Source organism: Bradyrhizobium sp. 6(2017) (assembly GCF_011058295.2).
Classification (GTDB): Bacteria; Pseudomonadota; Alphaproteobacteria; order Rhizobiales; family Xanthobacteraceae; genus Bradyrhizobium; species Bradyrhizobium septentrionale.
The window spans coordinates 3,193,540-3,215,378 of sequence record NZ_CP049289.2 but is presented as its reverse complement, the minus strand read 5'-3'; the positions used below and the strand labels follow the sequence as shown (position 1 = coordinate 3,215,378).

Annotated in this window: 17 protein-coding genes; 4 read left to right on the top strand and 13 right to left on the bottom strand. The window is 65.3% G+C overall.

Translation table 11 applies throughout. The annotated features are described in order from the left end of the window. Window positions 1-606: 606 nt before the first annotated feature. Window positions 607-1,002 (top strand): helix-turn-helix domain-containing protein, encoded by a 396-nt coding sequence (locus G6P99_RS15035; protein ID WP_016844123.1) that lies wholly within the window; start codon window positions 607-609, stop codon window positions 1,000-1,002. 523 nt (window positions 1,003-1,525) lie between these two features. Further along, window positions 1,526-1,858, top strand: coding sequence for a hypothetical protein (locus G6P99_RS15030; protein WP_051345964.1), 333 nt, complete (start codon window positions 1,526-1,528; stop codon window positions 1,856-1,858). Between the two features lie 39 nt (window positions 1,859-1,897). Here the strand turns inward: G6P99_RS15030 and G6P99_RS15025 are convergent, their stop codons facing one another. From G6P99_RS15025 to G6P99_RS14990, 8 genes are all read right to left on the bottom strand, one after another. Continuing rightward, window positions 1,898-2,980: an isocitrate/isopropylmalate dehydrogenase family protein gene (locus G6P99_RS15025; protein ID WP_029078157.1), complete on the bottom strand. Its 1,083-nt coding sequence runs from the start codon at window positions 2,978-2,980 to the stop codon at window positions 1,898-1,900. Between the two features lie 114 nt (window positions 2,981-3,094). Next, window positions 3,095-4,165: an alcohol dehydrogenase gene (locus G6P99_RS15020; protein WP_029078158.1), complete on the bottom strand. Its 1,071-nt coding sequence runs from the start codon at window positions 4,163-4,165 to the stop codon at window positions 3,095-3,097. A gap of 84 nt (window positions 4,166-4,249) precedes the next feature. Beyond that, the gene (locus G6P99_RS15015; RefSeq protein ID WP_029078159.1) at window positions 4,250-5,218 is read right to left on the bottom strand and encodes an ABC transporter ATP-binding protein; all 969 of its coding nucleotides are present in this window, start codon (window positions 5,216-5,218) and stop codon (window positions 4,250-4,252) included. Further along, complete coding sequence (locus G6P99_RS15010) at window positions 5,215-6,201, bottom strand: ABC transporter ATP-binding protein (RefSeq protein ID WP_029078160.1); 987 nt, start codon at window positions 6,199-6,201, stop codon at window positions 5,215-5,217. The genes G6P99_RS15015 and G6P99_RS15010 overlap by 4 nt, the downstream gene beginning before the upstream one ends. Beyond that, window positions 6,198-7,067 (bottom strand): ABC transporter permease, encoded by an 870-nt coding sequence (locus G6P99_RS15005; protein WP_029078161.1) that lies wholly within the window; start codon window positions 7,065-7,067, stop codon window positions 6,198-6,200. The genes G6P99_RS15010 and G6P99_RS15005 overlap by 4 nt, the downstream gene beginning before the upstream one ends. After that, window positions 7,054-8,004 carry an ABC transporter permease gene (locus G6P99_RS15000; protein WP_165128651.1) on the bottom strand — a complete coding sequence of 317 codons (951 nt, stop codon included), beginning with the start codon at window positions 8,002-8,004 and terminating at the stop codon, window positions 7,054-7,056. Before G6P99_RS15000 ends, G6P99_RS15005 begins: the two co-directional genes overlap by 14 nt. A 6-nt stretch (window positions 8,005-8,010) precedes the next feature. Next, the gene (locus tag G6P99_RS14995; RefSeq protein ID WP_029078163.1) at window positions 8,011-9,552 is read right to left on the bottom strand and encodes an ABC transporter substrate-binding protein; all 1,542 of its coding nucleotides are present in this window, start codon (window positions 9,550-9,552) and stop codon (window positions 8,011-8,013) included. 236 nt (window positions 9,553-9,788) lie between these two features. Further along, window positions 9,789-10,964: a CaiB/BaiF CoA transferase family protein gene (locus G6P99_RS14990; RefSeq protein WP_198031099.1), complete on the bottom strand. Its 1,176-nt coding sequence runs from the start codon at window positions 10,962-10,964 to the stop codon at window positions 9,789-9,791. Between the two features lie 208 nt (window positions 10,965-11,172). Here G6P99_RS14990 and glgA point away from each other — a divergent pair, with 208 nt between their 5' ends. After that, the gene (gene glgA / locus G6P99_RS14985) at window positions 11,173-12,600 is read left to right on the top strand and encodes a glycogen synthase GlgA (protein ID WP_035976088.1); all 1,428 of its coding nucleotides are present in this window, start codon (window positions 11,173-11,175) and stop codon (window positions 12,598-12,600) included. Between the two features lie 181 nt (window positions 12,601-12,781). After that, complete coding sequence (locus tag G6P99_RS14980; protein ID WP_035975996.1) at window positions 12,782-13,840, top strand: class I SAM-dependent methyltransferase; 1,059 nt, start codon at window positions 12,782-12,784, stop codon at window positions 13,838-13,840. 107 nt (window positions 13,841-13,947) lie between these two features. On the opposite strand, the gene G6P99_RS14975 is transcribed toward G6P99_RS14980, so the two are convergent. The 5 genes from G6P99_RS14975 to G6P99_RS14955 form a co-directional block, all read right to left on the bottom strand. Continuing rightward, the gene (locus G6P99_RS14975) at window positions 13,948-15,576 is read right to left on the bottom strand and encodes a L,D-transpeptidase (protein ID WP_165128649.1); all 1,629 of its coding nucleotides are present in this window, start codon (window positions 15,574-15,576) and stop codon (window positions 13,948-13,950) included. Window positions 15,577-15,798: 222 nt separating this feature from the next. Continuing rightward, window positions 15,799-17,037 carry an MFS transporter gene (locus G6P99_RS14970; protein ID WP_165128647.1) on the bottom strand — a complete coding sequence of 413 codons (1,239 nt, stop codon included), beginning with the start codon at window positions 17,035-17,037 and terminating at the stop codon, window positions 15,799-15,801. Between the two features lie 88 nt (window positions 17,038-17,125). Then, a complete protein-coding gene (locus tag G6P99_RS14965; RefSeq protein ID WP_029078168.1) occupies window positions 17,126-17,638 on the bottom strand; it encodes a PRC-barrel domain-containing protein in 513 nt (170 codons plus the stop codon). 48 nt (window positions 17,639-17,686) lie between these two features. Further along, window positions 17,687-19,888 carry an amylo-alpha-1,6-glucosidase gene (locus G6P99_RS14960; protein WP_029078169.1) on the bottom strand — a complete coding sequence of 734 codons (2,202 nt, stop codon included), beginning with the start codon at window positions 19,886-19,888 and terminating at the stop codon, window positions 17,687-17,689. Window positions 19,889-19,969: 81 nt separating this feature from the next. Further along, window positions 19,970-21,733, bottom strand: a complete 1,764-nt coding sequence (locus tag G6P99_RS14955) for an ABC transporter ATP-binding protein (RefSeq protein ID WP_165128645.1) — start codon at window positions 21,731-21,733, stop codon at window positions 19,970-19,972. Between the last annotated feature and the right edge of the window lie 106 nt (window positions 21,734-21,839).

Genomic DNA, 21,839 nt, shown 5'->3' with positions numbered 1-21,839 from the left:
GGCGTTCCCCTCTTCCGCTTCATTGGCCTCTCCCGCCAGAGTTCGCCGGCTTGTCGTAGGCGCACATTGGTTCCCGATGATCGAGAACTTTCAGGCAATTGTCCAGCAACATTCCGAAAGCCCGACTTGGACTTAGGTCAAACTTTTCGCCTAGCAGGCCGTTCCGTCAAGCAACCGCCGACCCGTCTGCGCGACCTCAGGATGCACTAGCTGGGGTTGCATCCACGCAAAGACGCCCGTACAATATAGTTGCCCGTAGAACTACGGGCGCAGTGCACGGCCGCCCGGTAAGCATGCGTGCAAAATCTGTGGCGATCAAACTCGCGCTAGTTGTGGTTTGGTCAATATTTTGCCAAATGTAGAGGGCGGGGTGTCGAGAGACACCTAGGCGCGGTCGACTTCAGGTAGTTGGCTGTGTCGGTAAAAGGTGCTTCCAATACGTATGCTTCCAACAAGGATGTGCGTTTGGATACCATCCCGCGATCTTCTTGGATTTTCGTGGTTCACGACGAACTGACGATCCACTCGAGCTTAACGCGGTACATCATGAACGTGTCCCTGACCCGGCCGGGCCAGGGATTCCCGATTGAAGGACGGGTCACAAGAATGAACAGATCAGCAGCAAAGAAGATGAAGCAGCGCAGTGCCGGCAAGCCGGACATTGAGTTGGGCAAGCGGATTCGCCTGCGCCGTGTCGAGCAGAAGATCTCGCAGGCCGAGCTCGGCGACAAGCTCGGCGTCAGCTTCCAGCAGGTCCAGAAGTACGAGAAGGGCGTGAACCGCGTCGGCGCCGCCCGCCTTCAGCAGATCGCGACCGCGCTGGACGTGCCGGTCACCTTCTTCTACGACGGCGACAACAAGGCCCGCGAAGTCGAGAGCCTGCTGTTCCTCGACAGCGCGTTCAGCCTCCGGTTGCTGCGCGCCTACAGCAAGATCAAGGATCAGACCGTGCAGCGCCAGCTGGTGTCGCTGATGGAATCGATCGCCGCCAACGAAGACTGAGCCGCGGGTCTGGTCGCGACGCCGCGAACGCGATCCACCACGCCGCATCGGCCGGTTGCCGGTCACCGCGACCGCCATACGCCGGTCGGGCCGGGACATAACAAAGCGCTGCCATCGGCGATGGCGGCGCTTTTTCTTTTGCCGAGGCAGTCACTCAAGGACTTGTGATCGAGGCGAGATTCTCAGTCTCGCGTCCGAATGCGCGGTCATGAAGCGACGGCAAGCACGGCGTCAAGATATCACAACTCGACTTGAGCACGGTCTTCGCGCACACCGTTGCGTATCAGCGCAGGCCTTTCCAGCTCACGCTTTGACTGCACATCTCATGCGGCGCATGCACGCGCGACGCGCCGCCATTCTGTCGCGCGGCCAATTGCCGCCCGCACACAGCGCGACCTCACAACTCCCGTATTTCCTGCGTTGAACCGGCGTCCCTTAGAACCAAGTGCACAGGCGCATCTTTTTTGTCGCAGCAACGAAGTGGCCGCATGGACGTTTTCAGGCTTCAACCAAGGAGATCTCGATGAATATCAAGCTTGCTGTTGTTGGACTGGCCGCGCTCGGAAGCGCAGCGCTGATGTCCGGCACGGCGTCAGCGATGCCGAACGGGCTGCCGCAGGCCGGCCACATCGCAGGCGAAACGTCCAATGTCGACAAGGTCCGCCAGGTCTGCGATCGCTGGGGCCGCTGCACCTGGCAACCGGGCGGTTACGGCTACTACGGACCGCGCCATCACGGATGGCATCATCGTCCGCACTACCACCATCGCCACCATCATCACGGGCCGCGGCATCATGGCGGCCATCACGGCGGCGGACACCATGGCGGCGGGCATCATGGTGGACACCGGCGCTGATCATCAACGAGGGGGCTCCGGCCCCCTCACCCTCCCGTGCTAAAGCGCCGCCAGCACTGCCTTCGCGACATCAGAGGTGCCGTTGCTGCCGCCGAACTCGAACGGCTTGATGCCGTCGGCATAGACCCTGTCGACCGCGCGCTCGATCCGCTCCCCGGCTTCGGCAGCGCCTTCGAGACCGTGCTTGTCGGCGAGCCAGTCCAGCATCATCGCGACCGAGAGGATCATCGCGGTCGGATTGGCCTTGCCCTGCCCCATGATGTCGGGCGCCGTGCCATGGCACGGCTGAAACACCGCGTAGCGATCGCCGATATCGGCCGACGGCGCCATGCCCATGCCGCCGATCAGGCCGGCGGTGAGGTCGGACAGGATGTCGCCGAACATGTTCTCGGTCACCATGACGTCGAAGTCCCAGGGACGCTTCACCAGCGCGGCGGTAGTCGCGTCGATGTAGAGGTGATCGGCCCTGACGTCGGGATGACGCTTCGCCGTCTCGTCGAAGATGTTGCGGAAGAATGCGAACGCCTTGAACACGTTTGCCTTGTCGACGCAGGTCAGCCCGCCGCCGACGCGGCCGCGCGCCTTGCGGCGTTCGGCCAGCCGGAACGAGAACTCGAACAGCCGCTCGGAGGTGCGGCGCGTGATCACCATCGTCTCGCGCGCCTCGCTGTCGGTGACGACGCCCTTGCCCATGGAGGCGAACAGGCCCTCGGTGGATTCCCTGATCACGACGAGGTCGATGCCCTTCTGATCGGCGCCGACGATCGTGCTCGGCACGCCCGGGATCAATCGCGCGGGCCGCACGCCGGCATAGAGATCGAAGATCATGCGCAGTTCGATCTGCGGCGCGATCTCGGTGTTGTCGGGGTAGCGCACCGACGGCAGGCCGCAGGCCCCGAGCAGGATCGCATCGGCCTCCTCGCACAGCCGGATCGTGCTCTCCGGCATCGACTTGCCGGTTTCCCTGTAATAACCGGCGCCGGCCGGCGCCTCGGTGAAGCGGAATTTGAGGCCGGCCGACGCCTCGATGCTGCGCAGCACCTCGAGCGCCGGCGCCATCACTTCGGGGCCGATGCCGTCGCCACCGAGGACTGCGATGTGAAGTGCGTCGTTGGCGGACATGAGAATCTCCGGAAGATGGTCGTCATTCCGGGGCGATGCCTCAGCATCGAACCCGGAATCTCGAGATTCCGGATCTGGTGCTGGCGCACCATCCCGGAATGACGGTGACTTGGACTACGGCGTCAGCACCGCGCGGCCGACGAGCTGGCCCTTCTGCAGATTGGTCAGCGCCTCGTTCGCCTTCGCCAGCGGCATTGGCGTGACCGGGATCGCCGGAATCTTCTTGGTCCGCACCAGATCGAGCAGCTCCTGCGTCTCGCGCAGATTGCCGACATAGCTGCCCTGGATGGTGACCGCCTTGATCGGGATCAGCGGCAGCGCCCAGGTCGCGCCGCCGCCGAACAGGCCGACGATCACGAGCTTGCCGCCCTTGGTCAGGCAGTCGAAGCCGAGCTGCGAGGTCTGGGCGTTGCCGACCAGATCGATCGCGGCGCGGATCGGCTGGCCGGCCTTCTTGACGAGCTGCTCCAGCGCGTCGGGCGCCTTGCCGTCGACGGTGGCGAGCGCGCCGGCGGCCTCGGCCGCCTCGCGCTTCCTGGCGTCGATATCGACCACGATCGCGCCCTTGCCGCCCATCGCTTTCAACAGCGAGAGCGCCATCAGGCCAAGACCGCCGGCGCCGAAGATCACGATCGGCGTGTCGAGGTCCTTCTCGACCTTCTTCAGCGCGCTGTAGGTCGTGACGCCGGAGCAGGCGTAAGGCGCCGCCGTGACCGGATCGAGTCCGTTGAGGTTGAGCAGATATTTCGGATGCGGCACCGTCATGTGATCGGCGTAGCCGCCGTCGCAGTAGACGCCGAGCGCATTCGGCTTGATCGCGCACATGTTCTCGTCGCCACCGAGGCAGGTCGGGCATTTGCCGCAGCCGAGCCATGGATAGGCCAGCGCGACATCGCCGAGCTTGAGACCGCCCTTGTCGGCATCCTTGACATCGGGCCCGAAGGCGACGATTTCGCCGACCGTCTCGTGGCCCATCGTGCGCGGCAACGAGACGCCGCGATCCTTCAGCGACAGCGGCTTGCGGCCATGGCCGAGATCATAACCGCCTTCCCAGATATGCAAATCGCTGTGGCAGACACCGGCGGCCTTGACCTTGATCAGCACCTGGGTGCCGGACGGCTGCGGCGTCGGCTGATCGACCTCTTTCAAGGGGGCGTTGAAATCGACGACCTGGAAACTCTTCATCGCTGCTCTCCCGAAGCTTGTTCTTGCGGCGGACCTTGCCACGCCTGCCCGTCGGGGACAAACGCGGTGTTGGTCTCCCCATATTTAGATCAAGGGATGATGGCAAGCCGCGAACTGGCCTGGTGCAACCACGCGCAGTTCCGGCATCTCGCTGGCGCAGCGCGCATCGGCCCGCGGGCAGCGGGTGCGGAATCGGCAGCCGGACGGCGGCGCGATCGGCGACGGCGGCTCGCCGACCGGCACGCTCCGGGTCGGACGGACATCCGGATCGGGCACCGGGATCGCTTCGATGAGCAGCGCGGTATAGGGATGCGCCGGCTGTGCAAACAGCTGTTCCGACGGGCCGACCTCGCAGAGCCGGCCGAGATACATCACCGCGACGCGATCGCTGACCGCCTTCACCACGGCGAGATCGTGGGCGATGAACAACAGGGTCAGGCCGTAGCGCGCCTTCATCTCCTCCAGGAGATTGAGGATCTGCGCGCGGATCGAGACGTCGAGCGCGGACACCGGCTCGTCGCAGATCACGAATTCGGGATTGAGCACCAGCGAGCGGGCAATGCAGATGCGCTGGCACTGTCCGCCGGAGAATTCATGCGGCAGCCGTCCGCTCACCAGCGCGGGATCAAGGCCGACCGCCGACAGCACCTCGTTGACGCGGCGCCCTCGTTCCTCGGGATCCTTGACGCCCGCGATCACCAGCGGCTCGGCGACGATATCGCCGATCCGCCGCCGCGGATTGAGCGAAGCGATCGGGTCCTGGAAGATCAGCTGCACGCGCCGGCGCATCATGCGCAGCGCCTCGCCGCGCAGGGCGGTGAGATCGTGGCCGTCGAACAGCACCTTGCCCGAAACGGCCTGGCGCAATTGCAGCACGGCGCGGCCGAGCGTGGACTTGCCGCAGCCGGATTCACCGACCAGCCCCAGCGTCTCGCCACGGGCGATTTCGAGGCTGACGTCGGACACGGCATGGATGGTCTTGCCCCCCACCGAATACTCGACGACGAGGTTCTCCACCTTCATCAGCGGATCGGATGCGGCTTGCTGCATCATGCGCCGACCCCCGCCGCGATCGGATGGAAGCAGGCATAGAGATGGTCTGATGTCTCCGCCGCGCAGAGCGGCGGCTTCTCAGTGCCGCAGCGCCCGGCGGAATAGCGGCAGCGCGGCGAGAACGAGCAACCTTTCAGCGGCCGGGTCGGATCGGGCGGCCGCCCCGAAATCGCCGGCAGCGGCGTATGTGGCGGGACGTCGAGCTTCGGCAGCGCGGCGAGCAGCGCCTCGGTATAGGGCATCCGCATCTGCTTGAACAATGCCGGCGTTGGCGCGCGCTCGACGACGCGCCCGGCATACATCACCGCCACCTCGTCGGTGCGGCCGGCGACCACGCCGAGGTCATGCGTGATGATGATCATCGCCATATGGCGGCGCTGCTGCTCGCGCGCCAGGAGATCGAGGATCTGCGCCTGGATCGTGACGTCGAGCGCGGTGGTCGGCTCGTCCGCGATCAGGAGTTTTGGCTCGCAGGACAGCGCCACTGCGATCGCGACGCGCTGGCGCATGCCACCGGAGAGCTGATGCGGATATTGCGTCAGGCGTTGCTCGGGTGCCGGAATGCCGACGGCGGCCAGCAGTTCGATGCTGCGCTGCCTCGCCTCGGCAAGATCGAGCTCGAGATGTTCCACAATGGTCTCGATCAGCTGGGTGCCGATGGTCAGCACCGGATTGAGCGAGGTCATGGGATCCTGGAACACCACTGCGAGCGAGCGGCCGCGCAGCTTGCGCAGTTTCTCCGGCGACAGCCTTGTCAGGTCCTGCCCGTCGAACATGACCCGGCCGGATAGTTTCGCCTTCTTGGGCAGGAGTTGCAGGACAGCGCGCGACAGCATGGTCTTGCCGCAGCCGGACTCGCCGACAATGCCGAGCGTCCTGCCCGCACCGACGGCGAGATCGACGTGATCGACCGCCCGCAGATTGCCGCGCGGCGTCGGCAGGTCGACCACCGCGTTCTCGACCGAAAGCAGCGTGCCGCTCATAGCGCACCCTGCCTGGGGTCGGTCAGCGCGCGAATGGTGTCGCCGATCAGGTTGAAGGAGAGCACGGTCAGGAACATCGCAATCGCCGGAATGAAGGCGAGCCGCGGCGCCACGTCGAGGCTTTCACGGCCCTCCCCGATCATGCTGCCCCAGCTCGAGATCGGCGGCGGCACGCCGAGGCCTAGGAAGGACAGCGCGCCCTCGACCACGATGGTGACGGCGACGCCGAGCAGGAAGAAGGCGAGCAGCGGCAGCAGCACATTCGGCAGCAATTCGCGCAGCAGGATGCGAGCATGCGAGGCGCCGAGCGCCTCTGCCGCGATGACGAATTCGCGCCGCGCCAGCGTCAGGGTCGATGCCCGCGCCACCCGCATGAAGGCCGGAATGCCGAGCACGCCGAGGATGCAGGTCAGGTTGAAGATCGACTGGCCGAGATAGGCGGTCACCGCAAGCGCGAGGATCAGCGGCGGGAACGCCAGCAGCACGTCCATGCTGCCCACCACGATGGATTCGAAACGGCCGCGGAAATAGCCCGCGAGCATGCCGAGCGCGCCACCGATGGTGACCCCGATCACCGGTGCGCAGAGCCCGACGATCAGCGATATCCGCGCGCCATAGATCAGCCGCGACAGCTCGTCACGGCCGAGACCGTCGGTGCCGAGCCAATGCTCGGCGGAAAACGGCGCCCGCCGCTCCAGCATGTCCATGTCGGTCGGGCTCGGCAGCGGCAACACATCGGCAAGGATCGCGACCGCAAACACCAGCACCATCCAGCCGATCGCGATCCAGAACAGCGTGCCGAGCCGGCGCTTGCGCCGTGCCGGGGCCGCGGTGGTCTCATCGAGGCTGAGCTCAAGCGTGGCCATGGCGGATCCTCGGGTCGAGCACGGCGTAGAGCAGGTCGACAATGAAGTTCATGATCACGAAGCCGGCGGCGACCAGCAACACCACGCCCTGCAGGATGATGAGGTCGCGGGTATAGATCGCGCCGACCAAGAGGCGGCCGATGCCGGGCAAGGCAAAGATCGTCTCGACGATCACGGCGCCGCCGATCAGGCGGCCGATATTGATGCCGGTGATGGTGACGAGCGTCAGCGACGACGGCTTCAGCGCGTGCACGAACAGGATGCGCGACGGCTTCAGGCCTTTCGCCTTGGCGAGCGCGATATAATCCTCCTGCAGTGCCGCGATCATGTCGGAGCGCAGCACGCGCATGATGCCCGGCCACTCCGCAAGCGCGAGCGTCAGCGCCGGCAGCACCACGAAGCGCAGATTGGCGAGCGGATCCTCGCTGAACGGCACGTAGCCGGTCGCCGGCAGCCAGCGCAACTCGACCGCGAACAAATAGATCAGCAGGATCGCGGACAGGAAGGTCGGCACCGACAGCATGCCGAAAGCCGAGCCGGTCATCAGGCGGTCGAACGCGCTGCCGGCCTTGGCCGCGCAGGCGATCGCGAGCGGCACGCCGATCGCAAGCCCTATCAACTCGGCAAGGATCATCAGCTCGATGGAAACCGGCAGCCGCTCGCTGACCGCCTGCAGCACGGTCTGCCCGGTGCGGAACGAGCGCCCGAAATCACCCTGCAGGATGTGCCAGAGCCAGCCGAGATAGCGCAGCCAGATCGGCTGATCGAGCCCCATATCATGGCGCAGCGCCGCGACGTTCTCAGGCGTCGCCTGGTCGCCGAGGATCACGTAAGCGAGATCGCCCGGCAACAGCGACGCAATCACGAAGGTCAGTAGCGAGACCGCGATCAGCACCGGCACCAGGTACAGGAGCCGGCGCGCGACGAAGAACAGCATGCAGCGCTATTCCTTCCAGGCGTAGGAAACGTCGAGCACCCCGTTGAACATTTTCGGCACGCCCTTCACCTTCGCGCTCGATATCGCATAGTAGGTGTTCTGGAAGGTCCAGAACCAGATCGCCTCCTTGTTGATCAGGCGGCTGATTGCGCAATAGTCTTCGGTACGCTGGGCGACGTCGGCCGTGGTTCGCGCATGCTCCAGCAACCGGTCGAGTTCCGGATTGGAGTAGTTCGCCAGCGCCACCGGGCTGCCAGTGTGGAAATTGGCGTACATCTGCGGATCGGGATCGGCGAGATCGACGATGCGCCACGGCGTGAGCTGGAACTGGCGCATGAAGGCGCGCGGCGGAATGGTCGCCTGATCGACCTGCTCGATCTCCATGTTGGCGCCTACGCGCTTCCAGAATTGCTGCAGGACCTGACCGCCGGTGCGGCCGCGCGGCGTCGCCGTGACCAGCATCTTGAACTCGACCGGTTTGCCGTAGTCCTTGATGAGCGCCTTGGCCTTTTCGACATCGAAGGGCAACGCGCCGTCATCCTTGCACTTAACCCAAGAACCGTCGCCGTAGGGATTGCTGGCCGGTCGCGCCAGGCCATTGGTAATCGCTTGCGACATCTTGTTGCGGTCGAGCGCCATCACCAGCGCTTGGCGCACGCGCACGTCGTCAAACGGCGGAACCTTGGTGTTGAAGGCAGCGACTGAAGCCCCCGAGCCTTGATAGGTATGCACGGTTAGACTCGCGTCCTTGCGCGCCTTGATAATGTTGTCGGCGTCGGCCTCGTCGTCCCAGATGATGTCGGCCTCACCCGATTGCAGCGAGGCAAAGCGCGACTGCGCATCCGGTAGCGGCTTCAGGATGATGCGGTCGAGATAGGGCTTGCCCTTGTCCCAATAGTCCGGGTTCTTCTCCAGCACCATGCGATCGCCGGCGGCCCAGGATTTCAGAATGTAGGGGCCGGTGCCGACCGGATTGCGGTTGTAGTCGTCGCCCTTGGTTTTCCATGCGGTCGGCGACTGCATCACGTTGTTGGAGCTCTGGATCGACTGGGTCGCCGGAAAGTTCACCGACGGATCGCTGAAATTGTAGACCACCGTGAGGTCATCGACCGTGTTCACGCTGATGGTGCTCGTGATGTAGAAGGCGCAGCGGCACTTGTTGGCCGGGTCCTTCTGGCGGTCGAAGTTCTCCTTCACTGCCTGCGCATTGAACGGCGTGCCGTCGTGGAATTTGACGCCGGGCCGCAGCTTGATGGTCCAGGTCTTGAAGTCGTCGGAATGCGTCCACGACAGTGCGAGCTTCGGTTTCGGCTCGCCCTTGTCGTCGAGGGTGGTCAGCGTGTCGAAGATCGCGGCTGCCGCGGTGTTGGCCGAGGTGTCGTAGACGCCGACCTTGAGCGGGTCGAAGCCCGCAATGTCCAGCTCCTGGCCGACGTTGAGCGTGCCGCCCTGCTTCTGCGCGCTGGCGGGTGCAACGAATGTTGCCGCACCTAATCCCGCCACAAGAAATATGCGCGCAACCGCGTGCGCGCGCCCGGCCAGCTTCATCGGTGGTCCCTCCCAGGTGGGCGACGTCCGGTGTTCCGGATCGTCGTGTGTTGGGCGGCAGCTTGTCCGGAATCGCCGCGCGCGACAAGACCGTAATACGGATGAAAAGCCGCAGGGAGATCACGATGCGATCACGCAAGATCGCATCATGATCTCATCGACTTGTTTGAGCATGATCTTTCGGAAAACCGGTGTCCACGTTGAGCAAACGCGACCCGCCAGGTCCGGATCATGCTCTAGCTGCGCGCAGTTTTCGCCGGTTGCGCTGCGAAGCCTGCGATCTGATCGTCGGAGAGGCCGATCTCCTTCAAATAAGACAGCGTGTGCTCGCCGAGCGTCGACATCCGCTTGGCGGCGCCGACCGCAGCGCCCGACATGCGGAACGGCAGGTTGAGCACCTTGAAGGCGCCGCCGCCGTCCTCGACCTCGGCCAGCGCGCCGCGATGGTCGATCTGCGGATCGGCGAGCGCTTCGCGCACGGTGCGATAGGCCGACGACGGCACACCATATTCATTGAGCGCGGCGAGGCAGGCCTGCGTGCTCACCGCGCGCGACCACGCCTCGACGCCCTCCATCAGGCCCGCCCAGTTCTCCCGCCGATCGGAATATTTGGCGAAGCGCGGATCGGAGACCCATTCGCCATGGCCGATCACCTGCATCAGGTTCTGGAACGTCTTCTCGCTGGCGATCGCCACCATGACGTAGCCGTCGGTGGTTTCGATCGGGCCGAACATCGGGCGCTGGGTTTGCTTGACCTCGAATTGTGACCACTGCAACTCGTTCAAGGTCAGGCTCAGCATCGATTCCAGCATCGAGACGTCGATATGCTGGCCCTTGCCGCTGGCGCTGCGCTGATAGAGCGCCGCCGAGATCGCACCGAAGGCATAGACGCCGGTGAGCACATCGGCGTGATAGATGCCGCAATAGTCCGGCCGGCTGCGGCCCGGCTGATAGGCGAGATGCGCCATCTCATAACCCGAGGCGGCATGGATCACCGGCGCATAGGCCGGCAACTCCGCCGACGGGCCGGTCTGGCCGTAGCCGGAGATCGAACAGTAGATCAGCTTCGGATTGATGTCCCTGATCGAGGCATAGTCGAGTTTCAGCCGCCGCATCACGCCGGGGCGGAAATTCTCCACCAGCACATCGGCGGTCGCGATCAGCCGGCGCACGGTTTCGACGCCGGAGGGCGACTTCAGGTCGAGCACAAGACTGTTCTTGCCGACATTGAGCTGGCCGAACGCCGTCGAGCAATTGTTGCGCAGCGGCGGCCGCGTCCGCATCGTCTCGCCTTCGGCGGACTCGATCTTGATCACCTCCGCGCCCATGTCGGCGAGCATCCGCGTGCAATGAGGTCCGGCGATCGTGGTCGAAAAATCCAGCACCCGAAGGCCGTCGAAGCTCCGTGTCAAATTCCCCTCATCGTCAGCAGCTATTGTTGTGGCCAAGGCTTCCTCCACCGCGTGGTTCTCATTGTTCGGCGCCGCGACCCTAAAGTGAGCCGCCCTGACAGGAAAGCGTCTCGTCCAGACCGGACCCGCGGGCCGTCTTGCATTTTACTCAAAGGCAGATTGGACCCGATCTTGCATAGCCCTGTCACGGGCTGGAACGAGGGCGTTGTTGAAGGTCTTATTCGTCACGACGGAGATGGACGATTTCGTCCGCGTGGGCGGGCTTGCCGCCGTTTCCGCTGCACTTCCCCGGGCGCTCCGCCTATGGAGCGACGTCAGGATTATGCTTCCCGGCTACCGGGACGTGGTCGAGCAATTCACTCACATTGAAATCGTTGGACAATGCCCTGCGCTCGCCGAGATGCCCGCCTGCACGCTCGGGCGCGCATCGACCAAGGACGGCATGCCGGTCTATGTGCTGCTGTGCCCGCAACTGTACGACCGGCCGGGCAATCCCTACGGCGATGAGTCCGGCCGCGACTGGCCGGACAACGACATCCGCTTCGGCCGCTTTGCCTCCGCCGCTGCCGAACTTGCGGCCGGAACGCTGGACAAGAATTGGGCAGCCGACCTCGTTCACGCCAACGACTGGCAGGCCGCGCTCACACCGGCCTACCTCGCATGGCGTCAGCTGCGGATTCCGTCGATCCTGACCATCCACAATCTCGCCTATCAGGGCCTGTTTCCGAGGGACTCGCTGCGGCGGATCGGTGCACCGGAAAGCTCCTTCCACATCGACGGGCTGGAATTCTACGACCAGCTGTCTTTCCTCAAGGGCGGCCTCGTCTACGCCTCGCATTTGACCACCGTCAGCGCGACCTATGCGAAGGAGATCACGACCGCGGAGCTCGGCTGCGGGCTGGAGGGCGTGCTGCGCCTCCGCTCCGACGCCGACCAGCTGACCGGCATCCTGAACGGCATCGACGAGAGCTGGGACCCGCGTCATTGCGCGCAGCTCGCGCAGCCGTTCGGCGCCGGCGACTGGAAGGGCAAGCAGGCCAACGCCGACTATGTGCGGCGGCAATTCGGGCTTGCGGTCTCGCGCGGACCGATCTTCGGCCTGGTTGCGCGCCTCGTGCATCAGAAGGGTGTCGACCTCGTGCTGTCGGCCGCCGATCAGATCATCCGGGATGGCGGTCAAATCGTCGTCACCGGCAGTGGAGAGCCCGCCCTCGAGGACGCGCTGGTCGCCGCACACCGGCGCCGGCCGGACGCGATCGGCGTCATCATCGGCTTCAACGACGCGCAGGCGCGCCGGATCTTCGCCGGCAGCGATTTCACCCTGATGCCGTCGCGCTTCGAGCCCTGCGGCCTCAGCCAGATGTATGCGCAGCGCTTCGGCTCGCTGCCGATCGGCCACCAGACCGGCGGCCTTGCCGAAACCATCGCCGACGGCGAGACTGGCTTCCTGTTCCCGCAGCCGTCGGCGGAATCCTTCCTCGGCGGGGTCAGACGTGCCTTCGACGCCTACCGCGCCAAGGACCGCCTCAACGCCATGCGCTCCAGCGCGATGGCCAAGTCCTACAGCTGGGACCTGTCGGCCGCCTGCTACAGCGCGCTATACAAGAGGCTGGTCATGCTGCGGGCGGCGGCGTAGGCCGCCCGCCTCGCAGGCTTGTGACATCGAGCCCATCTGGGATCCCAGCAGCCCAGTAACAATCGCTTCATTGCGCCGAACCTTTCATGCGATCGCGTCGCCCCATGGCTGTACGACGACGCATGCGTGAAATTGCGAATGATGGACTTTTGGCCAAACGCGATTGCGATGGAGGAACATCATGGACGTCAACGAGGAGCGCCTCAATTTATTCATGGGAAAGATGATCGGCGATGTCGGCGCGGCGATGAACGCCTCGCTGATGCTGCTGGGAGACAAGCTCGGGCTCTACAAGGCTCTTGCGCAGGGCGGACCAATGAATGCCGCGGCGCTGGCCAAGGCAACCGGAACCGCCGAGCGCTACGTTCAGGAATGGCTCTCGGCGCAGGCCGCCTCGGGCTACATCGAATACGACAAGGCGTCCGGAAAATTCTCGATGCTGCCCGAGCAGGCGCTCGCGCTCGCCGACGAGGAGAGCCCGGTGTTCCTCGGCGCCGTCGGAAGCCTGGTCGGCGCGACCTTCCTCGACGAGCCGAAAATTACCGACGCGTTCAAGACCGGCAAGGGTGTCGGCTGGAACAAGCGCAGCGAGTGCCTGTTCTGCGGCACCGCCCGCTTCTTCCGCACCAGCTACAAGCACTATCTGGTCCAGGAATGGCTGCCGGCGCTCGAGGGCGTCGTCGACAAGCTGAAGAAAGGCGCCGTCGTCGCCGACGTCGGCTGCGGCCACGGCGTCTCGACGCGGTTGATGGCGGAGGCGTTTCCGAAGTCCACCTTCTACGGCTTCGACTATCACGACGGCTCGATCCAGACGGCACGGGCCTCGGCGAAGGAGGCGGGATTGTCGGACCGCGTCCATTTCGAAACGCATTCCGCCAAGACATTCCCGGCCAAGGGGTATGACCTGGTCTGCTTCTTCGACTGCCTGCACGACATGGGTGATCCGGTCGGCGCCCTCAAGCACACCCGCTCCACCCTCGCAAATGACGGCACCTGCCTGCTGATCGAGCCCTTCGCCAACGACCGGCTGGAGGACAACCTCAATCCGATCGGACGGGTCTACTATGCCGCCTCGACGATGATCTGCACTCCTGCCTCGCTCGATCAGGAAGTCGGGCTTGCGCTCGGCGCACAGGCCGGAGAGGCAAGACTGCGTGAGGTGGCGCGCCAGGGCGGCTTCTCCCGCTTCCGCCGCGCGGCGGAAACGCCGTTCAACCTGATCCTGGAAGCTCGCCCGTAACGCAAGGCAACCGCACTGCGCAGTTGGACGGCGGCATCACGCCGCCGTCCAATGCACACAGGGTTAGTCGGATTCCTCGGCTGGCGTCCTACGCCGGCAGCGCCCTGCTACCAGTCCTGCTGCGATTGCCAATAGGGCTGGCCGCCGCGCCGGCGCGGATTGGCGGCTTGAGGGTTGCCATAAATCTGAGGATTGCTGTACTGCGGATTGCTGTATTGGCGGCTGCCGTACTGGGGCACGCCGTACTGGGTGCCGGATTGGGGATTCCAGCTGCGCTGATAGAAGAAGCCGAAACCGTCCTCATTGCTCGCAACCATGTCGTCGGGCGCCATGGGCCGGGTAGGCTTGCGCGTGATGAAACCGCCCTGCGGCTGGTTGCTCAGCACGGCGACGAATTCGGTGCGGTAGTTGGTCTCGCTGCTCAGCGGCTCGTCCGAGACGATGATGGACGAGCGTGCCACCACGGTCGGCGCAATGCGATCCAGCACGTCCTGCGGGATGGTGATGCGGTCGAGCGCGTCCTTGGCGTTGTCGCCCTCGTCGATCGTCACCTCGGTCCAACGCAGGCCGGTGTCGTTACGCGCCATCGCCGTGAAGATATGCGTGCCGATCGGCTTGTCCGGATCGCGGATCGTGACGGGAACCTCGATGCTTGAATCGAACACCTCGCCGCCATCAGCCCACGGCTTGTGGGTGTTGCGGCGGACGTAGAGCTTCTGCGTCGCGCGGCTGATGTAGACCGAGACCGGCTCGAGCGCGAGCTTCGCCTCGGTCGCCGCCTTCGCGGTGTCGGCCTTCTTGGTCTCGGCCGCCTTGGCGGCGTCCTTTGCGGCTGCCGCGGCGTCGAGCTTCGGCTTGGCGTCGCCCTGGGCCGCTTCGAACTGCGTGGTCGCTTCCGCGGCCCTGACGGCGGCCTTCTGCTTCAGATCCTCGGCGCGCGCCCTAGTCTGGTCGGTCTTGGCATTGGCGAGCGTCTTGTCGGCGAACGCCAGCTCGGCGTCGGCACGGGTCTTGGCCTTTTCCAGCTTGCGCAGTGACGCAGGCGTGAACAGCGCGGCTTCCTTGGTCGCGGCTGTGGAGGCCTTCTTGGCTTCGTCGGCCGCCTTGGCGGCATCCGCGGCCTCGCGAGCAAGCGTCTGGGCGCGCGCCGGAGCAGCCGCGATGGCCTGCGCATTCGGCACGAACAGCGCCGGGTGGGTAAAATCGACCGGCGCCGGATCGTTCGGCGCGATGATCACCCGCATCCCGATCCGCGTCTTGTCGAACAGCTTCTCGGCAAAGTCGTAGGGCATCCGCACGCAGCCATGCGAGGCCGCATATCCCGGCAGCGGCCCGCCATGCAGCGCGACGCCGTTCCAGGTGATGCGCTGCATGTTCGGCATCCAGGCGTCGTCATAGAGCGTCGAGTGGTGGTCCTTGTCCTTCTCGAGAAGCGCAAAGACGCCGGCCGGCGTCTCGCGTCCCTTGACGCCGCTCGACACCGGCGCGCGGTAGATCCAGCCGTCGGCGTCGTAGAACGTGACCTTCTGGGCCTTGATCGACACGATCGCCATGATCGGCTCGCCCGCGGTGCGTGGCGCCGTCGCCTCGACGGTTGGCTCGGGACGCTGCTGCTTCGCGGCGGCGCCGCCGGTCAGTGCCGCAAATGTGACCATCGTCGCAAAGGTCACAAAGGCGGGATGCCCCCAACGCCGCATCGCTCCGGTGGTCTGCGCCGTCGTCGTTCGATTTACCATGCCATTCCTCGGTCGAAATGCCTGCTCGCGCTGCGTCGATCCGTACCAGATCGCGATTTTGGATTGATTAATCCGGGGGAGCATCGGCTCGTTCCAGCAGCAAATCACTCATATATGACAGCGCGTGCATGAGGAAGGGTGCGGCACGGCCAAACCGCCCCATCGTCGCCGGTATCCCTTGTCTGGAAGGTAGCGGCCCATGGCGCCGCGGCCGCGCACCCGTCATGCCGTCCGCCGCGTCTCCGGCATCACCAGCCAGATCACGAACAGCCCGAGCGCGGCGACGCCGGCGAGGCCCATGAAGGCCGTGCTGCTGCCGAGCTTGTCGCTGACATAGCCCGCCAGCACCGTGCTGAGCGAGGCGCCGATGCCGACCGCGGTACCGACAATGCCCTGCGCCAGGTTGAAATGGCCGCTGCCGAACGCGACGTCGGCCACGATCAGCGGCACCATCACGCTGAAGATCGCCGCGGTGATGCCGTCGAAGATCTGCACCGCAACCAGCAGATAGGGATCGCGCACGGTCGCGAACAGCAGGCCGCGGATCACCAGCGAGGCGAACGCGATCAGGAGCAGCGGCCGGCGGCCCCAGGCCTGGGCCTTGCGGCCGACCGAGGGCGAGCACAACGCGACGATCGCCTGCGGCACAATGATGCAGGCGGCGATCAGGACCGGCGCCCATTGGCTCGACCGCGTGGTGACCACGCCGGCCATCAGCGGCAGCATCGCGGCATTGGCGAGCTGGAACAGCATCATCGCGCCGGCAAAGATCAGCAGCGACCGCTGCCGCACCAGGCCGACGACGCTGGTGGCGCGCTTGTCCGGAACCTCGCGCTTCACCTCACCATGGGCCTGGGCGATGTCGATCTCGCGCTCGCGGATCCGCACCAGCGACAACAGGGTCGGGATCACCAGGATGAAGGTGACGAGGAACACCGAGCGGCTCGACAGGAAATAGCCGCAGGCGCCCATCAGCGCCGCGGCCGAGCCGCTGCCGAGCGAGGCGAAGCGCGCGTTGCGGCCGAGCCGCTCGCCGATCGCAAGCGGTCCGACCAGCCCGAGGCTGATCGCGGCGATCGCCGGACCGAGCACGCAGCTTGCGAGCGCGTGCAATGTCGCGGCGAGCGTCACCACGGGAAAGATCGGCCAAAGCGCATAGGCGAGCGCGCTGGCGCCGATCGCGGCCACCGCACAGCCGGCCACCACCCGCTCCGAGCGCGCCGCATCGACGATCGCTCCACCGGGCATCTGGCCAAGCAGGCCGATGATACCGCCGATCGAAAGCACGAAGCCGATCTCGACCTGGGTCCATTTCTGCGTCGTCAGATAGACGGCGATGAACGGGCCGAAGCCGGTCTGCACGTCGGCCAGAAAGAAGATGAACCAGTCGAGCCCGCGCTGGCTTTCGCGCGACGGCGTGCGCGATTCCTCAGGACTGGGCTGATCGGGGACACGCGGCACAATTTTGGTGCCGCCGGCTGATCGCTCGCCACGACCGTCGCCAACCGTCTCGAAGGAAGAGTTCGGACGCGCGACCAGCTCGAGCCCCCTAATGTTCGTAATCCCATGGATGGAGACTGCCGGCCGCGCCCAGCACGATCAGCGGCGTATCTTCCTTGTATTCCGGCGCAGCGCTCACCTGCTGCTTGTTCAGGTCCAGCGTGATGCTGTCGCTCTTGCTGGAAACGCCGGCGAAACGCAGGGCGTTCCAATCGACCACGATCTTGCGGCTGCCGACGCCGAGGAACCCGCCGAAATCGATCACGGCGGCGCGGACCTTGCCGTCGCGGTCGACGATGACGTCGACGATGCGGCCCATGTCCTCATTGGCGGAGCTGCGCACATCGCGCCCGAGAATGCCGTGCGCATCGCGCGCGCCGATCACGGTCACCGATGGCGGCGGCGAAGGCTCCTTCGACGGCTCTTTGGCCTGCTCCTTCGGTACGACAGGAGCCGCTGGCGGCGCCTGGGCTGCCGTCGGCGTCTCATCGTCGGCGGCGCGGACACCAGCGAATGTCAGCAGCGCGGCTGCGACCAGCATAACCATGAACCTCGGACGCATGTAGCTCTCCCCACGATATCCTGGCGCGCGCGTGCCGTGCGACGACGCTCAATGCGTCAGCACGATCGACACCTGGATCTGGCCGCGCGTGCGCAACACTTCGAGTGACACTTCGTCGCCGTGGCGGCGCAGCCTCAGATCGACGCTGGAAGCGCCAAGCCTGAGGTTGCGCAGCACCACGTCGTTGAGGAATTCCGGCAGTCGCGGATCGCGCAGGCGGATCTCGCCGCGTGTGGTGTCGAACTCGATTCCTAGCGCCGCCTCCAGCAGCGTGAACGGCGTCGCGCTCGCCCAGGCCTGCGGCGCGCAGGCGACGGGATAAAGCACCGGGCCGCGCCGGCGCTCGCGGCGGAAGCCGCAGAACAGCTCCGGCAGCCGCCGCAGCTCCATATAGCTCGCGGCGTCGAACAGGCCCTTGAACAGATGCGCGACCGAATGCTTGAGGCCGTAGCGGGCAAATCCGAGCGCGATCAGCGCATTGTCATGCGGCCAGATCGAACCGTCGTGATAGGACATCGGATTGTAGCGCGCTTCGCCCGCGGCAACGGTGCGGATGCCCCAGCCCGAGAAGAATTTCTGGCTCATCAAATCGGCCGCGACCCGTCGCGCGCGGTCCTCGCGCACCATGCCGGAAAACAAGGTTTGTCCGGCATTGGACGTGCGCACCTTGCATTGCCGCTTGGCGCCGTCGAGCGCAAGCGCATAGGTACCGAGCTCCTCGCACCAGAACGCCTCTTCGAAGCGCTCGCGCAGCCGCTCGGCCTCGGCTTCCAGATTTGCGGCCTTGTCCACAAAGCCGAGCTTGCGCGCCGCGCGCGCGGCAAGCTGCTTGCCCGCGAACACATAGCCCTGCACTTCCGCCAGCGCGATATTGCCTTCGGCGAGCGTTCCGTCGGCATGGAAGATGGCGTCGAAGGAATCCTTCCAGCCCTGGTTCCGCAAGCCATCCTCGGTCGCGCGCTGGTATTCGACGAAACCGTCGCGGTCGGGATCACCCGGGCCGTCGATCCATTGCAAGCCGGCCTCGACCGCCGGCCACAGCTCGCGCAGCGTCTCCATATCGCCGGTGCGCTCCAGGTAGAGCCCGGCGAGCAGCACGAACAGCGGGGTCGAATCGACGCTGCCGTAATAATGCGCGAACGGCACCTCGCGAAGCGCGGCCATCTCGCCGCCGCGCATCTCGTGCAGGATCTTGCCCGGCGCGGCATCGGCCAGCGGATCGACCGTCTTGGCCTGAAACAGCGCGAGCCGCTTCAGCACGCCCTTGGCGATCCGCGGATCGAGCCACAGCATCTGCAGCGCGGTGATCAGCCCGTCGCGGCCGAATGTCGTCGAATACCAGGGAATGCCGGCATAGGGGTAACGGCCCTGCGGCGTCTCTGTCATCAGCATGTTGAGGTCGGCCATCGCCTGGCACAGCACCTCGTTGAAGATGTTGTTCGAGGTCTCGATGCTGGCCGCGCCGGCCGACGAAATTCGCATCTCGCGGCGGTGCGCCAGCAGCCCGCGGAAGAACGGCACCGGCTTCTGCATGATCGGCTTGTTGCAGGAGACCGCGACGAACAGCGAGGTGACGTGCCCGGGCTCGAGCTCGAAATGGTAGGTTGCCGCATTGACCGACAGCCGCGTCGGCCGCGGATCGAAATGCAGCGCGGTGATCCGCGACTGTTCGTCGAGGCCGCAATATTCGAGCACGACGTCGGTCGGGCCCAATAGCTTGCTCGAGCCGATGCCACGCCGCGGCCGGCGCTCGCCACGCACCTCGAACAGATCGGCGAAATCATTGTCGAACAGCAGCGTGAGATCGAAGCTCGCGGCATGCTCGCCGTGATTTTGCAAGCCGATGCGCTGATAGGCGGTGCCGCGCCACAGGAAGATCGAGCGCACGATGTGCAGCGTGTCCTTCTGCAGGGTCAGACGGTCGTCACGATAGACATCGGAATTGGTGAGGTCGACCGTCAGCGCCGAATTGTCGTCGCGCATGTTGGAGCCGAGCAGCAGCGGCTGCACGTTCTCCAGCACCATTTCCAGCCGCGCGAGGTAGCGCGTGTCGGCGTTGAACAGGCCGTCCGGCCCGCCGGCCGATGCGCCGATATCGCCATGGCTGTCGAGCACGATGAAGGTGTCGTCATGCTTGAGCGAGCGCCGCGGCCGCGCCGCGGGCCCGGTCATCGGAATGTAGAACGGCGATTCGGCGACGTGCTCAGTGATGCGAGCAGTGATGATCTGCGTAACGACGTCAGCTGCCATCTGAACCTCTGGCGACTTTGATTGGCCGTTTTCCTGACTCGAACGAACGCACCGGAACGCAACAGGCCTGATGACGCGGGGTCAGGCCGCGCTGGTGGAGAGGCGGCCCATTTCGCGCGCGACCAGGTCGCGGTAGGGGCCCCTTCCCTTCACGAGGATATCGGGCGGACCGTCCTCGACGATGCGGCCGCCCTGCAGCACGAGCACGCGGTCGAAGCTGCGCAGCGTCGCGAGGCGGTGCGCGATCGCCACCACCGTACGCCCGCGCATCAGCCGCGACAACGCCTCGCGGATCGCCTCCTCGGAATCCGCATCGAGCGCCGCGGTGGCTTCGTCGAGCAGCAGGATCGGCGCGTCCTTCAGGAAGGCGCGCGCGATCGCGATCCGCTGGCGCTGGCCGCCGGAGACCTTGACGCCGCGATCGCCGACGATGGTGTTCATGCCCTCGGGCAAGGTTTCGATGAAATCGCAGCGCGCCGCGATCGCCGCCCGCAGCACCTCGTCGTCTGTGGCATCCGGCCGGCCATAGCGGATGTTCTCCATGATGGAACGATGGAACAATGAGATGTCCTGCGGCACCACCGAGATCGCCGCGCGCAGGCTCTGCTGGGTGACGCGGGAGATGTCCTGGCCGTCGACCGTGATGTTGCCCTGCTCGACGTCGTAGAAGCGCTGCAGAAGGGTAAACAATGTTGACTTGCCGCCGCCGGACTGGCCGACCAGGCCGACGCGCTGGCCGGGCTGGATCCGCAGGCTGAAGCGCTCGAACACCTGAAGGCCGCCCGGATAGCGGAACCCGACGTTGTTGAAGGCGATCGCCGCGCCGCTCTTCACCAGCGCCTCGGCTTCTGGATGGTCCTTCAGCTCGTGCGGCTGCAGCAGCGTCGCCAGCGCCTCGGTGAGACGGGCGACATGCTGGGTGACGTCGACCAGCGCAACGGCGAGATCGCGGGTGGCGCTGAGGATCGAGATGCCGAGCGTACAGACCAGCACGACGTCGCCGGTGGTCGCCGCGCCCTGCTGCCAGAGCGAGAGAGCCCAAGCCAGCATCGCGATCGTCAGGATCACGGTCACGCCGGCGTGAAAAAGGCGAAGCTTCTCGAGATAGCGCAGGGAACGGCCGCGCGCGACGAGTTCCCGATTGACGGTCGCGTCGAAGCGGTCGTGCTCGTAGCCGAGGCCGCAGAACGCACGCACCAGCGGCAAATTGTTGATGACATCGACCATTTCGCCGTCGACGGCGGCGGCCCTGTTGGCGAAGTCGTCATGTAGCGGCCTGCCGGCGGCCGCCAAGCGGAACATGATCGCCACCATGGTTCCCGCGATCAGGATCAGCACCGCTGACATTGTCACGCTGACGGTTCCAACCAGGGTGATCGCCGCGAAGGTCGCGATGCAAGGCGGCAACACGTTCCATACGAACATGTTCTCGACCGTGAACACCGCGTTCGACGTCGCCGTGATCCGGCTCGTCAGCATGCCCGGCAGCCGGTCCGTGAAATAGCTCGGCGCGTGGCCGGTGAGATGGCGGAACATGTCGCGGCGAAGGTCGCCGGTGACGCTGACAAAGGTGTAGCTCGCGGTCCAGCTCGCGATCCGCCACATGAAGTTGTCGGCGGCGATCAGCGACATGAGCAGAGCGAATGCCAGCCATACGCCATTCGCGGCCGACGGCCCCGCCGACAAGGCGTCGACCAGATTCTTCACGCCGTATTGCGTGCCTACCGAGCAGGCAACCGCCGCAACGACCGCCGACAGAATGACGACATGCGACGGGAGCCTTCGGCGCAGATAGCGCAGCACGAAGGGAAAGGGGCGATGCGCATAGCCTGACAGATGGTCCATGACGTCCTGCAAAACCTGTTGAGGGTGAACGAGAAATTTTTAGTCGAAACTCTCGTGCACGATGACGTGAAGAGCAGCGGCGGGATTCCTTGATGCAGCCATCACT